This window comes from Streptomyces sp. NPDC017095, from assembly GCF_044332325.1.
Lineage (GTDB): Bacteria > Actinomycetota > Actinomycetes > Streptomycetales > Streptomycetaceae > Streptomyces.
In genome coordinates this window covers 98,200-114,803 of record NZ_JBIROU010000017.1, presented here as the reverse complement: position 1 = coordinate 114,803, position 16,604 = coordinate 98,200, and the positions used below count along the sequence as shown (strand labels likewise).

Below are 16,604 nucleotides of genomic sequence, written 5' to 3'. Positions count from 1 at the left end.
AGGTATGTGAGGCGTTCGGTGCTGGCTTGTTCGGTTCTTTTCCTGGCTGGGCGGCCGGCCCGGTGCATGGCTGAATCGAGAAGGTGCCGTTCTGCTGCCGTGGGTTCGGTGCTAGGCTCGCCGCAGCTTATTCCCGTATCTCTGATTCCTTGATGGCGCCGGCTGGACGACTCGCCCCGCCGAGTCCTGGCGACGTGGTGTCGAGCGTCGTGTATTTCTTTTGTCGAAGCGCGGGAGATCTCTGCCGTCGGTTCGGACTCGATGCCGAGTCCGTTCCCGCACGGAAAGAACTGTCCTGAAGTGTGACAGGAGTAAGAATGCCCCTGGGGTACTTGTTCGGCGGTGGGGTCGGGACCGAACCGCACGGGATCGAACTGTACGAGGCATCACCGCTCGTACGGGAACTCTACGAAGAGATATCCGGCTGGACCGGCCTCACGGCCGAGCAGATCCTGCGCGGCGAACTGCCCGAGGGCAGGGAGCGCCGGCAGAGCGCGGGCACGATACGCGAGACGGCGCTCGCCATCGCCGTGCACGACCTCCTCGCCGAGGCCGGCCTGCGCCCGGACGTGGCCGGCGGGCTGAGCCTGGGCGCGATGACGGCGAGCTGCCTGGCCGGCGCCCTGGACCGCCGGTCGCTGTTCACCATGCTGGCCCGGACGGCCGACGCCCCGGACCCCCGGCCCGACGCTCCCGAAGAGGCAATGGCACTGGCGTTCGTGCAGGCCGCGGAGGCGCAGTCGCCACCGCCCTGGCAGGGACTCCCGGACGTCCACCTCGCGGGTGACTTCGGCCCCATGGTGGACGGATCCCGGCGCATCCTCATGCTGGCCGGTCACCGCTCGGCGATCGAGCGGCTGGCCGCCGACTGCGAGCCCGGCGCGGTCGTGCCGCTGCCGGGCCGGACCATCGCCGTCCACTCCCCGCTGCGCCGGCCCTTCCGTGACTTCATCGCCCCGCATATCGCGCGGATGCCGTTCACCGCACCCCGCATTCCGCTCCTTTCCTGTCTGGAGCGCGGGGAACTGAAAACGGCGGACGAAGTGCGTCACATGTTCGAGCGGAACCCCACCGATCCGATCAGCCTCGTCGACATCTATGAAGGCATGCGCAGCCACGACGTGCGACTCGGCCTCGTCATGGGTCCCGCCATTCCCGAAGGAATGCTGGCCTTCCCGTTCCCTGTGGTGCACGTGGAGAATACCGAGCACATACAACTCGCCGTCAGCACCGCCTATGATCTGGGAATCAGCTTCTCCGGCGGCGATTCCGGCACGTGGGAACGCTGATATGGGAGCATCCGGGCACGCGGCGGAGCCGGAAGGAAATGACGCGACCGACCCCGACTTACTCGTGGCGAAATGGCTCGACACCGATCTCGACGAATGGACCCGCGAGGTCGTGCGGCGCACCTTCGACCCCGAGGCGGGCAGCCCCTATTGGCTGAGCCGCCGTGAGCAGCTCGGCTTCGACCCGTACGACATCACCCGCTACGAACAGCTCACGGCCTTCGGCCCGTTCCCGCTCGCCGACCTGCGCAGCGTGGACCCGGCGGACCTGGTGCCCCGCGCCCTGCGGCGGCCGCTCGCCGGCCGCGTCTGGGACACCGGCGGCACCACCGGCACACCCTGCCGCGTCTACTACACCCCGGCCATGCTCCACCACCGCGCCGTCTGGCGCCGCTGGTCCTTCGTCCACGAAGGATTCGCGCCCGGCCGCCGCTGGCTCCAGGCCACACCCACCGGACCGCACCTCATCGGGCACGGCGTCTGGGAGGTCGCCGACCTGTACGCGGGCCTGGTGTACGCCATCGACATGGATCCGCGCTGGGTCAAACGGCTCATCCGCGAAGGACGCCCGGCCGACGTCGAGCGCTATACCGGCCACCTCCTGGACCAGATCAGCGACGCTCTCGGCCAGGGCGGCATCGACTACCTCAACACCACCCCCGCCCTCTTCTCGGCGCTGTGCCGACGCTCACCGGAGCGCGTCGCCGCCCTCGCCGGGGTCCGCCTGAGCGGCACCCAGATCAACGCCGCGATGTACCAAGACTTCCGCGCCGCCCTCGACGGCGGGATCTGCGGCATCAGTTACGGCAACACCTTCGGCAACGCCGCCTTCCTCGGCCTGCCGGAGAGCGGTGGCCCGATCCCGTACATGCCGAACTACCCGCAGGTGACCATGGCCGTGGTGCGCAAGGACGACTGGCGCTCGGTCGTCGCGCCCGGCGCCAACGGCCAGGTCCGCCTCACCGTCCTGCACGACGACCTCTTCCTGCCCAACATCCTCGAACGCGACCAGGCGGCACGCCACCTCGACGCCGAGTGGCCCTGTGACGGTGTGGCCGACGTCCGCCCGCTGCAGATCGCCGCCACCGCCCCCGAGGGCCTGTACTGACGGGCCCCCGCACCCATCGTCTTCTCCGCATCCTCCGCTCCGAGGGTCATCTCCACGGGCACGGGCACCGGCGCCCTGGCCCGCTCCCACCCACCGAGGCGTCCGCACCCGAGCCGTGCGTCACGCACCGCGCCCCGCGATCCCCGTCCCGTAGTCACCTGTGTGTGCTGAGGAGCCATGGCGTGAACCTGCCCGATTCCCCCACCGGGTCCCCTCTTCTGTGGGTGCTGTCCGGCGACAGCGCGGGCGCCCTCGCGGCGCAGGCACGACGGCTGCGCGACCACCTGCGCACCCTGCCCGAGTGGAGCCCGGCGGACATCGGGCTCGCCCTCGCGCGCGCCACCGCCTCCCAGGGCCGGCGCGCCGCCCTCGTGGCCCGGGAACCGGAGGAGTTCCTGGACCGCCTCGACGCGCTCGCCCGCGGACGCCGCACCCCCGGCCTCATCGAGGGGCCCGGCGGGACCGGCACCGGCGTCGCCTTCGTCTTCCCGGGACAGGGCTCCCAGTGGCCCGGCATGGCCGCCGGCCTCCTGGAGTCGGCACCCGGGTTCCGCAGGCGCATGGACGCCTGCGCACAGGCCCTGGAACCCTTCGTCGACTGGTCCCTCATGGACGTGCTGCGCGCCGCCGACGGCGCGCCCGCGCTGGAGCGCCCCGACGTCGTACAGCCCGCCCTGTTCGCCGTGGGCGTCAGCCTGGCCGGGCTCTGGCGCGACCACGGCGTGGAACCGTCCGCGGTCCTGGGGCACAGTTGCGGCGAGATCTCCGCCGCGGCCGTCAGCGGCGCGCTCTCCCTCGACGACAGCGCCCGCGTCGTCGCCCTGTGGAGCCGGGCACAGGCCACCCTGACCGGACGCGGCGAAATGGTCTCCGTCATGGCCTCCGCCGCCGACGTGACAGCCCGACTGGTCCCGTACGACGGCCGGTTGGGGCTCGCCGCGATCAACGGGCCGGGTTCGGTGATCGTGTCGGGTGACACCGACGCCGCCACGGAACTCGTCGCCCGGCTCACCGCCGAGGGCGTCCACGCGCGCCGGATCGCCGTCGGACTCGCCGCGCACTCCGCGCACATCGACGCCATCGTGCCCCGGCTCCACGCGGACCTGGCCGCCGTCCGGCCGCTGCCCGCCGGCCTGCCGTACTACTCCGGACTCACCGGCGGCCGGCTCCCGGAACCGGTCCTGGACGCGGACTACTGGGCCCGCAACCTGCGCGGCACGGTCCGCTTCCACGAAGCCACCGCGGCCCTGCTGCGCGACGGCCACCACCTTCTGCTGGAGATCAGCCCGCACCCCGTCCTCACCACCGCACTCCAGGCGACCGCCGCCGAACGGAACACCACCGCCCACACCGGCGCGACGCTGCGCCGCGGACACGGTGGCCCCACGCAGTTCCTCACCGCGCTCGGCGAGGCGTACGCGCACGGCGCCACCCCGGACCGCGAAGCCGTCTTCACCGGGCTCGACGCCCGGCCCGCCGACCTGCCCGCCGCGCTGTGGGAGGCGGACGACGACGCGGACCCGGCGGAACCCGGAACCGCCCTCCGCGACGAACTGGCCCGCCTCACCCCCGCCGGACAGCGCGAGCGGCTGCTGCGCCTCGTGGGCCAGGAGGTCGCCGCCGTGCTCGGCGACGCGGGGACCGTCGACCCGGACGCCACCTTCACCGGCCTCGGCCTCGACTCCGTGACGGCGGTGGAGATCCGCAACCGTCTCACCGCGGTCACCGGCGCCGCGGCGCTGCCCGTGACGGCCGTCTTCGACCACCCGACGCCGAGGAAGCTGGCCGCGGTGCTCGGCGACGAACTGCTGGCCGGCTCGCGTCAGTCCGGCCCGCGACCGGAACAGGAGAGTGCCGAGGAGCGCGGCAGCGCCGGCGCCACCACGGACGACGACCCGGTGGTGATCGTCGCGATGGGCTGCCGGTACCCCGGCGGCGCCGACAGCCCGGAGCGCCTGTGGCACCTCTTGACCGAGGGCACCGACGCCGTGACCCCGTTCCCCGACGACCGCGGCTGGGACACCGGGGGTCTCTGCGCCCCCGAAGACACCGGACCGGGCCGCCACTACCAGCGCGAGGCCGGGTTCCTGCTGGACGCCGACCGCTTCGACGCCGAGTTCTTCGGCATCTCGCCCCGCGAGGCACTCGCGATGGACCCGCAGCAGCGGCTCCTCCTGGAGACGTCCTGGGAAACCCTCGAACGCGCCGGGATCGACCCGCACACCCTGCGAGGCAGCCCCACCGGCGTCTACATCGGCGCGATGACCATGGACTACGGCCCCCGCCTGCACGAGGCGACGGACGGCAACGGCCACCTCCTCACCGGCACCACCGGCAGCGTCGCCTCCGGCCGCATCGCCTACGCCCTCGGCCTCGAAGGCGCCGCCGTGACCGTGGACACGGCCTGCTCCTCCTCGCTCGTGGCCCTGCACCTCGCGGTACAGGCGCTGCGCAGCGGCGAGTGCGCCCTCGCGCTCGCCGGCGGCGCCACGGTGATGCCGACACCGGGCATGTTCGTGGAGTTCAGCAGCCAGGGCGGCCTGGCGGCCGACGGCCGCTGCAAGGCGTTCTCCGCGCACGCCGACGGCTTCGGCCTGGCCGAGGGCGTGGGCGTCCTGCTGCTGGAGCGGTTGTCGGACGCCCGTCGCCACGGGCACCCGGTGCTCGCCGTGGTGCGGGGGAGCGCCGTCAACCAGGACGGCGCGAGCAACGGCCTGACCGCACCGAGCGGGCCGAGCCAGCAGCGGGTGATCCGCGCGGCGCTGGCCGACGCGGGACTGTCGGCGCGGGACGTGGACGCCGTCGAGGCGCACGGGACCGGCACCCGGCTGGGGGACCCGATCGAAGCCCAGGCGCTGCTCGCCACGTACGGGCAACGGCGCGACGAGGGACGGCCGTTGTGGCTCGGCTCCCTCAAGTCCAACATCGGGCACACCCAGGCCGCCGCCGGGGTCGGCGGTGTGCTGAAAATGGTCCTGGCGATGCGGCACGGACTGCTGCCCCGGACCCTGCACATCACCGAGCCGACGCCGTACGTCGACTGGAACGCGGGCGACGTGCGCCTGCTCACCGAAGCGATACCCTGGCCGGCCGGCGAGGGGCCGCGCCGGGCCGGGATCTCCGGGTTCGGGATCAGCGGGACCAACGCCCACGTCATCCTGGAGCAGGTCGCCGCCCCTCAGGCGGCGGCGGAAGCTCCCGCGACCGCTGGCCCGGGTACGCCGCTGCCGTGGGTGCTGTCCGCCAAGTCCCCCCGCGCGCTGCGGGAGCAGGCGGCGCGCCTCGCCGACGCGTGCGGCGCCGGTCTGCGCGCCGGTGACGTGGGGCTGTCGCTCGTGGTGTCCCGCGCCCTGCACGAGTACCGGGCCGTGGTGGCCGGTGACGGCCCGGAACTCCTCCAGGGAGTACGGGCGCTGGCGGCTGGCGAGCCGTCCCCGTTCGTGGCGGAGGGCCGGGCGTCGGCAACCGGCGGGACCGTGTTCGTATTCCCCGGACAGGGGACGCAGTGGCTCGGGATGGCGCGCGAACTCCTGGCCGGGTCCGCGCCGTTCGCCGCCGCGATGCAGGAGTGCCAGGCGGCGCTGGCACCGTTCACCGACTGGTCCTTGCTCGACGTGGTGCGCTCGGGCGACGGGCTCGGCCGGGTCGACGTGGTGCAGCCCGTGCTGTTCGCGGTGATGGTGTCACTGGCCCGGCTGTGGGAGGCGTTCGGCGTGGTGCCGGACGCGGTGGTCGGCCACTCGCAGGGCGAGATCGCGGCGGCGGTGGTCGCCGGAGGACTGTCCCTGGCGGACGGGGCGAAGGTGGTCGCCCTGCGCAGCCGGGCGCTCCTCCGGCTCGTCGGACACGGCGGGATGGTGTCGCTGGCGCTGGACGCCGCGGCGGCCGGGGAGCGGCTGTCCGGCTGGGACGGGCGGTTGTCGGTGGCCGCGGTCAACGGCCCCTCGGCCGTGGTGGTGTCCGGGGACACCGACGCCCTCGACGCGCTGCTCGCGTCCTGCGCGGCGGACGGGGTGCGGGCCCGGCGCATCGACGTGGACTACGCGTCGCACTCGGCCCACGTCGAGCGCGTCGAGGACGAGGTGCTGGAGGCGCTCAAGGGCATCGAGCCGGCCCGCGGGCGGATACCGCTGCTCTCCACGGTCACCGGAGGATGGCTGGACACCTCGGTGCTGGACGGCGGGTACTGGTACCGGAACCTGCGGGGCACCGTCGGCTTCGAGCCCGCCGTCCGCACCCTCACGCAGCAGGGCTTCGGCACGTACATCGAGGTCAGTCCGCATCCGGTGCTGGCCATGGCGGTCGAGGAGACCCTCGACGCGGCCGGCACGCCGGGCGTGGTCCTCGGCACGCTGCGCCGGAACGAAGGCGGCCTGCGGCGCGTGCTCCTGGCCGTCGGCGAGGCGCACGCGCGGGGCGTCGCCGTCGACTGGTCGCCCGTCTTCGACGGCACCGGGGCCGCCCGGACCGACCTGCCCACCTACGCCTTCCAGCGCGAGCGGTTCTGGCTGTCCGCCGCGCGGCCGACGGCCGGCGGACCCGCGGAGGCGGACGGGCTGTGGGAGGAGCTCACGGCGGCGGAACCGGCGCGGCTGGCCGCGACGCTGAGCGTGACGCCCCAGGCACTGGACGAGGTGCTGCCCGCGCTGACCGCCTGGCGGGACGGCCGGACGCGGGAGCGGCGCGTCGACTCCTGGCGGTACCGCGTGGGCTGGCGGCCGCTGGAGCTGCGGCCCGCCCCGGCGCCGCCCGGGCACTGGCTCGCCGTCTGCCCCGAGGACACGGCCGCCGCCGACGTCGTCCGCGCGCTGGCGGCGATCGGCCTCGATCTCACCGTCGTACGCGCCGAAGGGCCCGGGCAGAGCCGCGCCGCGCTGGCCGACGCGCTTACTGCTGCCGCCGCAGGGCGGCCCCTCACCGGCGTGCTCTCCCTGCTGGCGGACGAACCCCGCCCGCACCCCGCTCACCCCCACCTGCCCGGCGCGCTCACCCTCACCCTCGCCCTGGTGCAGGCGCTCGGTGACGCCGGGATCGACGCACCGCTGTGGTGCCTGACACGCGGCGCGGCCGTGGTGGAGGCCGGGGAACGGCCGGGAGCCCCCGGGCAGGCGGCCGTCGCGGCACTGGGCCGCTGCACCGCCCTCGAACACCCCGGCCGCTGGGGCGGCTCGGCCGACCTGCCGCACGAACCGGACGAGCGGACCCTGCGGCGGCTGTGCGCCGTGCTGGCGTCCGTGACCGACGAGGACCAGGTCGCGGTGCGGGCGACCGGCGTCCACGGGCGGCGGCTGCTGCCCGCGCCGGTGCGCGGCCGTCCGGCCGTCCCGGACGAGGCGTTCGGACACGGCACGGTCCTCGTCACCGGCGGCACCGGCGGAGTCGGCGCCCACGTGGCGCGCTGGCTGGCCGCGCGGGGCGCCGGGCACCTGCTCCTCGCCGGACGGCGCGGGCCGGGGGCGCCGGGCGCGGACGCGCTGCGTGCCGAACTGGAGGAGTCGGGTACGGCCGTGACCGTGGCGGCCTGCGACGTCACCGACCCGGAGCAGGTGGCCGAACTGCTCGGGACACTTCCGCCGGACCGTCCGCTGACCGCTGTCGTGCACGCGGCGGGCGTCCTCGACGACGGCGTCCTCGACGCCCTCACCCCCGAGCGGCTCGCCGGTCCGTTCCGGGCCAAGGTGACCGCCGCCGAGGTGCTGCACGAGGCGACCGCGCACCTGAGCCTCTCGGCGTTCGTCGTCTTCACCTCCGTCATGGGCGTCGTGGGCAACGCGGGACAGGCGGGCTACGCGGCGGCCAACGCCGCGCTGGAGTCCCTCGTCGCCGCCCGCCGGGCCGACGGGCTCCCCGGCACCGCCCTTGCCTGGGGTGCCTGGGCCGCCGGCGAGGGCATGCTCGCCGGCGCGGTCGCCGACCGGCTGCGGGAGCGCGGCCTGCCCTCCATGGACCCCGCGGCGGCCGTCACCGCCATCGGACGGGCCCTCGCCGAGGACGACGCGCTGGTCGTCGTCGCCGACGCCGACTGGCGGCGGTTCGCCGGCACCGCGGGGCCGCGCACCGCCACCCTGCTCTCCGAACTGACCGGCCAGGACGACGACGGCGAGGAGAGCCGGCCCGCCGCGTCCGCAGGGGCGTTCGGCGAACAGCTCGCCGCCGTGCCCGCCGCCGAACGGACCCGGTACGTCACCGACCTCGTACGGACCCACGCGGCGGCCGTCCTGAGGCACACCGCCCCCGACGCGGTGCGCCCCGAACGGGCCTTCACCGACATGGGGTTCGACTCGCTGACCGCGGTCGAACTGCGCAACCGGCTCGCCGCCGCCACCGGCCTGCGCCTGCCCGCCACCGTGCTCTTCGACCGCCCCACACCGGCCGTCCTCGCCGGCCACCTCGTCAGCGCACTGGACGTCCCCGGCACACCCGGCACAGGAAGCGGACCGGATCCGGCCGGGACACCCGCCGCACCGGCCGCCCACGACGACGACCCCGTCGCCGTCGTGGGCATGGGCTGCCGGTTCCCCGGCGGCGTACGGACCCCCGCCGAACTGTGGCGGCTGCTCGCCGAGGGCCGGGACGCGGTCACGGAGTGGCCCGCGGACCGGGGCTGGGACACGGCCGGACTCTACGACCCGGACCCGGACCGCACCGGCACCACCTACTGCACGCGGGGCGCGTTCCTGACGGACGCCGCCGGCTTCGACGCCGAGTTCTTCGGGATCTCCCCGCGCGAGGCCCTCGCCATGGACCCGCAGCAGCGGCTCCTGCTGGAGACCTCCTGGGAGGCGGCGGAGCACGCCGGACAGGACCCGGCCGCGCTCCGCGGGCGCCGGGTCGGCGTGTTCGTCGGCACCAACGGCCAGGACTACATGAGCCTCGCCGGGGCCGACCCCGAGGTGTCCGAAGGCCACCTGCTCACCGGCAACACGGCCAGCGTGCTGTCCGGCCGGCTCTCCTACGTCCTCGGACTCCAAGGACCCGCCCTCACCGTGGACACGGCCTGCTCCTCGTCGCTGGTCGCCGTGCACCTCGCCGCCCAGGCACTGCGGCGCGGCGACTGCGACCAGGCGTTCGCGGGCGGCGTCACGGTGATGAGCACCCCCCGCCTGTTCGTCGAGTTCAGCCGCCAGCGCGGCCTGGCCCGCGACGGACGGTGCAAGGCGTTCGGGGCGGACGCGGACGGCACCTCCTGGGCCGAGGGCGCCGGAGTGCTCCTCCTGGAAAGGCTGAGCGAGGCACGCCGGCGCGGCCACCGGGTGCTCGCCGTGATCCGGGGCTCCGCCGTCAACCAGGACGGCGCGAGCAACGGCCTGACCGCCCCGAACGGGCCCGCCCAGCAGACCGTCATCCGCGCCGCGCTCGCCGACGCGGGCCTGCGCCCCCACCAGATCGACGCCGTCGAGGCACACGGCACCGGCACCGTGCTCGGCGACCCCATCGAGGCCCAGGCACTCCAGGCCGTGCACGCCGGACGGCCCGCCGGCAGGCCGCTGTGGCTCGGCTCGGTCAAGTCCAACATCGGGCACACCCAGGCCGCCGCCGGAGTCGCCGGGCTCATGAAGACGGTGCTCGCCCTCGGCGCCGGGGAGCTGCCCGGCACGCTCCACGCCTCCACACCTAACCCGCACATCGACTGGTCCGGCGGCGGCCTGCGGCTGCTCACCGGGCCCACGCCCTGGCCGGAGACGGACGAGCCGCGGCGGGCCGGGGTCTCCTCCTTCGGCATCAGCGGCACCAACGCCCACGTCGTCGTGGAACAGGCGCCGCCCGCCGAGGCCCCGGCGACGGGCGGCGCACCCGGCACGGACGTCACCGTGCCGCTGCTGCTGTCCGCCCGCACCCCGGACGCGCTGCGCGCCCAGGCCGCCCGGCTGCGTACCTACCTCGCTGCCCATCCCGGCCGTGACCTCGCGGACGTAGCCCACACCCTCGCCACCCGGCGTGCCGCCCTCGACCACCGCGCCGCCGTCCTCGGCCACGACCCCGACGCGGTCCGCGCCGCCCTGGACGCCCTGGCCGGCGGGGAGTCCGCCGGGCGGCTCGTCACCGGCCACGCGGGCACGCCCGGCCGGACCGCCTTCCTCTTCCCCGGCCAGGGCAGCCAGCGGCCGGGCGCCGGCGCCGGCCTCTACCGCACCGAACCCGCCTTCGCCGACGCGCTCGACGACGTCCTCACCCACCTGGCACCGCACCTCTCCCCGGACCTCGCGCTGCCGCTGCGCGACGTCATGTTCGCCGCCCCCGGCACCTCGGCCGCCGCGCTCCTGGACCGCACCGGCTGCACCCAGCCCGCGCTGTTCGCCCTCCAGGTGGCACTGTTCCGGCTGCTGGAGCACTGGGGCGTACGGCCCGACGTACTGCTCGGGCACTCCATCGGCGAACTCGCCGCCGCGCACGTGGCCGGGGTGCTCGGCCTGCCGGACGCCTGCGCCCTGGTCGCCGCCCGCGGCCGCCTCATGGACGCGCTGCCCGGCGGCGGCGCCATGGCGGCCGTGGAAGCCGGCGAGGAGGAGGTACGGGCGCTGCTCGCGGATGCCGGCTCCGACGCGGACGGCGTCTCGGTCGCCGCCGTCAACGGCCCGCGCTCCACCGTCCTGTCCGGTGACCGTACGCCCGTCCTGCGCCTCGCCGAGGCCTTCCGGGCACGGGGCCGCCGCACCAAGGAGCTCCCCGTCAGCCACGCCTTCCACTCGCCGCGCGTGGAGGGGATGCTCGACGAGTTCCGGTCCGTGGCACGCCGGATGACGTACGAGCCGCCGCGCATCCCCGTCGTCTCGAACCTCACCGGCGCGCGGGCCACCGCCGGTGAGCTGTGCGACCCCGAGTACTGGGTGCGGCACGTGCGCGGCACCGTGCGCTTCCTCGACGGCGCCCGCACCCTGCTCGCCGAGTCCACCACCAGCTGCCTCGAACTGGGCCCGGCCGGCGTCCTGTCCGCGCTCGTCGAGGAGTGCCGCACCGCCGGGGACGACTGCCGCGCCGTACCGCTGCTGCGCGAGGGGCGCACCGAGGCCGAGTCGCTGGCCGGAGCCCTGGCCGCCCTGCACGTACGGGGCGTGCCCGTCGACTGGACCGCGGGCACCCCCGCCCACACGCCCCCGCTCGACCTGCCCACCTATCCGTTCCAGCACCGCAGGTACTGGCCCGCGCCATGCCCGGCCCGCACCGCCAACGCGGCGGACCCGGCGGACGCCTGGACCTACCGCGTCACCTGGCGCGCGCTGCCCGACCCGGTCCCCGCCCGGCTGTCCGGGACCTGGCTGCTCGCCCTGCCCGAGGCGGCCCTCGGCACGGCGCTCGCCGAGGCGTGCCGGGGCGCGCTCACCGGGCACGGCGCCGACGTGTCCGTCCTCGCCGTCCCCGACGGCACCGACCGGGCCGGGCTCGCCGCACGCGTACCGTCCGGCGTGAGCGGCGTCCTGTCGCTGCTCGCCCCCTCCACCGGGCCCGGGACCACCCTGCTCCTCGTCCAGGCCCTCGGCGACGCCGGCTGCGACGCTCCGCTGTGGTGCGTCACCACCGGCGCCGTCACCGTGGACGCCCGCGGCCCCAAGCGGCCCGAACAGGCCCAGGTGTGGGGGCTCGGCAGGGTCGCCGCGCTCGAACACCCGCGGCGCTGGGGCGGTCTCGTGGACCTGCCCGAACGGCCCGACGGCACCGCCCTGGGCCGCCTGTGCGCCCTGCTGGCCGGGGCCGTGCGCGCCGGCGACGGCGGCTGCGCGGAGGACCAGGTGGCCGTCCGCGGGGACGGTCTCCACGGCCGCCGCCTGGTCAGGGAGCCGGCCGCCGCCGGTGACCGCCGTACGGCCGGGCGCGGCGCGTCCGCGTGGACCGTGCGCGGCACCGTCCTGGTCACCGGCGGCACGGGCGGCCTGGGGGCCCACGTGGCCCGCCGGCTCGCGCGGAGCGGCGCCGGCCACCTGGTCCTGACGAGCCGGCAGGGACCGACGGCGCCCGGCGCGGACGGACTCATCCGGGAACTCGCCGCGGCGGGCACCCGCGCCACCGTCGTGGCCTGTGACGTCGCCGACCGGGCCGCGCTCGCGGACCTCCTCGCCCGGCTCGCCGCCGACGGCGACACCGTACGGGCCGTCTTCCACGCGGCCGGTGTCACCTCCGGCACCCGGATCGCGGACTGCGCACCCGCGCTGCTCGCCGAGGAGACCGCGGCCAAGGTGCGCGGCACCGTCCACCTCGACGCCCTGCTCGGCGACGACCTGGACGCCTTCGTGCTCTTCTCGTCGGTCTCCGCCGTCTGGGGCAGCGCGGGACAGGCCACCTACGCGGCGGCCAACGCCTTCCTCGACGCCGTCGCCGAGCGGCGGCGCGCGCAGGGCCGCACCGCGACCAGTGTGGCCTGGGGACCGTGGGCCGGCCCCGGCATGGCCCAGGGGGAGACCGGCGCGGAGCTGCGCCGTCTCGGCCTGGTCCCGATGGCACCCGAGGCGGCGCTCGGCGCGCTGTGGCGGGCCCTGGAGCACGGCGACAGCGGCATCGCCGTCGCGGACGTGGACTGGGCGCGCTTCGCCCCGGCCTTCCGCTCCGGCCGTGCGAGCGCTCTGCTCGCCGAGCTCCCCGAGGCGGCGTCCGAGCCGGCGCGGCAGGCGGAAGCCGACGCGGCGGACCGCTGGCGGGAGCGGCTCGCCGCCCTGCCCGGCGCCGAGCGGCACCGCCGGCTCACCGAGCTGGTGCGCGCCGAGGCCGCCGCCGTCCTGGGCCACGACTCGGCGGTGGCCGTCGACGCCGGACGGCCCTTCCACGACATCGGCTTCGACTCGCTCACCGCCGTCGAACTGCGCAACCGTCTCGCCGCCGCCACCGGCCTCACCCTGCCCGCGAGCACCGTCTTCGACCACCCCACGGCCACCGCGCTCGGCGCCCACCTGCACGACGAACTGACCGGCACCACCCCCGCGCCGCAGGACACACCGACCGCCCCCACCGCCGCCACCGACGAGCCGCTGGCCGTCATCGGGATGGCCTGCCGTTTCCCCGGAGGAGTACAGAGCCCCGAGGACCTGTGGGACCTCGTCGTGGGCGAGCGGGACGCGATCGGCCCGCTGCCCGAGGACCGCGGCTGGCCGCTCGACGCCCTCTACGACCCCGACCCCGCGCGCGAGGGGACCTTCTACGCCGGCGGCGGCGGCTTCCTCGACGGCGCGGGCGACTTCGACGCCGAGTTCTTCGGGATCTCGCCGCGCGAGGCGCTCGCCATGGACCCGCAGCAGCGCCTCCTCCTGGAGACCTCCTGGGAGGCGCTCGAACGCGCGGGCCTCGACCCCGGGTCGCTGCGCGGCAGCCAGGGCGGCGTCTATCTCGGCGTCGCCGGGCAGGGGTACGGCGCCGGACCCCAGGACCCGGCCGCCGACGTGGAGGGACACCTGCTCAGCGGCACGGTCACGAGCATCGCCTCCGGACGCATCGCCTACACCCTCGGCACCGAGGGCCCCGCCGTCACCGTCGAGACCGCCTGCTCCTCCTCGCTGGTCGCGCTCCACCTGGCCGGGCAGGCGCTGCGCGCGGGGGAGTGCTCCTTCGCGCTCGTCGGCGGCGCCGCCGTCATGGCGTCGCCCGACGCCTTCGTGGAGTTCAGCCGCCAGCGCGGGCTCTCGCCCGACGGCCGCTGCCGGTCCTTCGCGGACACCGCCGACGGCACCGGCTGGAGCGAGGGCGTCGGCGTCGTGGTGGTCGAACGGCTCTCCGAGGCCCGCCGCCGGGGACACCGGATCCTCGCCCTCGTACGCGGCTCCGCCGTCAACCAGGACGGCGCCAGCAACGGCCTCACCGCCCCGAGCGGCCCGGCGCAGGAGCGCGTCCTGCGCCGGGCCCTCACCGCGGCCGGACTGACCCCCGGCGACGTCGACCTCGTCGAGGCGCACGGCACCGGCACCACCCTCGGCGACCCCATCGAGGCCCGGGCCCTGCTCGCCGTCTACGGCCGGGACCGGCCCGGGGAACGGCCGCTGTGGCTCGGCTCGCTGAAGTCCAACCTCGGCCACACCCAGGCCGCCGCGGGCATCGCCGGCGTCATCAAGACGGTCCTGGCCCTGCGCCACGGCCTGCTGCCCCGCACCCTCCACGCCGACACGCCCACCACCGGGGTGGACTGGTCCACGGGAGCGGTACGGCTGCTGACCGAGGCCCGTCCCTGGGACGACACCGGCCGCCCGCGCCGGGCCGGGGTCTCGTCGTTCGGTATGAGCGGCACCAACGCCCACGTGGTGCTCGAACAGGGCCCGGACGACGGCCCGGCGACCGCACCGCCCGTGCCGTCCACCGCACCGGAGCCGGTCGCCGGCGACACCGTGGCGCTGCCGCTGTCCGCGGTCTCCGCGCCCGCCCTGCGCGCCCAGGCCCGCCGCCTGAGCGAACACGCCGAGGCCGCGCCCGGGACACCCCTCGCGGACCTCGCCCACGCCCTCGCCACCACCCGCACCCCGTTCCGCCACCGCGCCGCCGTGACCGGCCGCACGCGACAGGAGATCCTCACGGCGCTCACGGCACTCGGGGACGGGGCGCCCGCACCCGGCGCCGTCACGGGCCGCGCGGGCGAGGCCCGGGCCGTGTTCGTGTTCCCCGGTCAGGGGTCGCAGTGGCCGGGGATGGGGCGTGAGCTGCTGGATGCGTCGCCGGTGTTCGCGGCCGGGATCGCGGAGTGTGCCGGGGCGCTGGCTCCGTACACGGACTGGTCGCTGGGGGAGGTGCTGCGGTCGGGTGCGGGGCTGGAGCGGGTGGATGTGGTGCAGCCGGTGCTGTTCGCGGTGATGGTGTCGTTCGCGCGGGTGTGGCGGTCGTACGGGGTCGAACCCGCCGCCGTGGTCGGGCATTCGCAGGGGGAGATCGCCGCCGCGTGTGTGGCCGGGGCGCTGTCCCTGGAGGACGCCGCCCGCGTCGTCGCCCTGCGCAGCCGGGAACTCCTGCGCCTCGCGGGCCGCGGCGGCATGGTCTCCCTGGCCGCGCCCGAGGAACGCGTACGGGAACTGCTGCTGCCGTACGCCGACCGGATCGGCGTGGCCGGGGTCAACGGTCCGCAGGCCGTCGTCGTCGCCGGCGAGCCCGCCGCCCTGGACGGACTGCTCGCCGACTGCGCCCGCGAGACCGTACGGGCCCGGCGGCTCCCCGTCGACTACGCCGCCCACTCCGCCCAGGTCACCGATGTCGGCGACACGCTGCGCACCGCCCTGGCCGCGGTACGGCCCCGGACGCCGGACGTGCCGCTGTACTCCACCGTGACCGGCGAAGTCGTCGACGGCGCCGCGCTGGACGCGGCCTACTGGTACCGCAACCTGCGCGAGCCGGTCGAGTTCGCGCGCGCCACCGAGACCCTGCTCGCCGCCGGACACGACCTGTTCGTCGAGATGAGCCCGCACCCGGTGCTGACCGCCGCGGTCGCCGGGACCGCCGAGCGGGCGCGGCGGCCCGTCGCCGCCGTCGGCACACTGCGCCGCGACGACGGCGGCACCGACCGCCTCCTCGCCTCGCTCGCCGAGGCGTGGACGCACGGCGCCGCCGTGGACTGGGCCGCCGTGCTGCCCCCGCCCACCGGCCCGCACGTCACCCTGCCCACCTACGCCTTCCAGCACCAGCGCTACTGGCTGCCCACCCCGGGCCGGTCCGCCGGCGCCGCACCGGCCGCGGCCACCGCCCCGGCACCCACGGCCGGACCGCCCGGGACCGACCCGGCGGCCGAACTCGCCGCACGGCTCGCCCCGCTGGACGGAGCCGACCGCCACCGCGCGGTCCTCGACCTGGTCCTCACCCACGCCGCCGCCCTGCTCGGACACTCCGGCACCGCGGCCGTGGAACCCGAACGGCCCTTCGCCGCCGCCGGATTCGACTCGATGCTCGCCGTGACGTTCAGGAACCGGCTCGGCACGGCGACCGGGGTGCCGCTGCCGCCCACCGCGGTCTTCGACCACCCCACGCCCGCCGCGCTCGCCGCCCACCTCCACGAACGGCTGGCCGCGCCACCCGAACCGCAGCGGCCCGTCCTCGCCCAGCTCGACCGGCTCGCCGACGCGCTGGCCGGAGCGGGCACGGACACGCCCGACGCCGACGAGATCGGCGCCCGCCTGCGTGACCTGCTGCGCGCCTGGGACGGCCGCCGGCCGCGGGACGGCGGCACCGACGGGGCGGAGGGCGCCGACACGGCCACCGCCACCGCCGACGAACTCTTCGAACTGCTCGACAACCAATACGGCGCCTGAGGG

General features: G+C 76.0%; 3 protein-coding genes. All 3 read left to right on the top strand.

Annotated features, from left to right (window positions below):
• Positions 1-317: 317 nt before the first annotated feature.
• Positions 318-1,289 carry an ACP S-malonyltransferase gene (locus ACH4OA_RS28780; protein ID WP_397971974.1) on the top strand — a complete coding sequence of 324 codons (972 nt, stop codon included), beginning with the start codon at positions 318-320 and terminating at the stop codon, positions 1,287-1,289.
• 1 nt (position 1,290) lies between these two features.
• Positions 1,291-2,397: an arylcarboxylate reductase gene (locus ACH4OA_RS28775; RefSeq protein ID WP_397971971.1), complete on the top strand. Its 1,107-nt coding sequence runs from the start codon at positions 1,291-1,293 to the stop codon at positions 2,395-2,397.
• A 182-nt stretch (positions 2,398-2,579) separates the two neighbouring features.
• Positions 2,580-16,601, top strand: coding sequence for a type I polyketide synthase (locus ACH4OA_RS28770; RefSeq protein WP_397971969.1), 14,022 nt, complete (start codon positions 2,580-2,582; stop codon positions 16,599-16,601).
• The last annotated feature ends 3 nt before the right edge of the window (positions 16,602-16,604 follow it).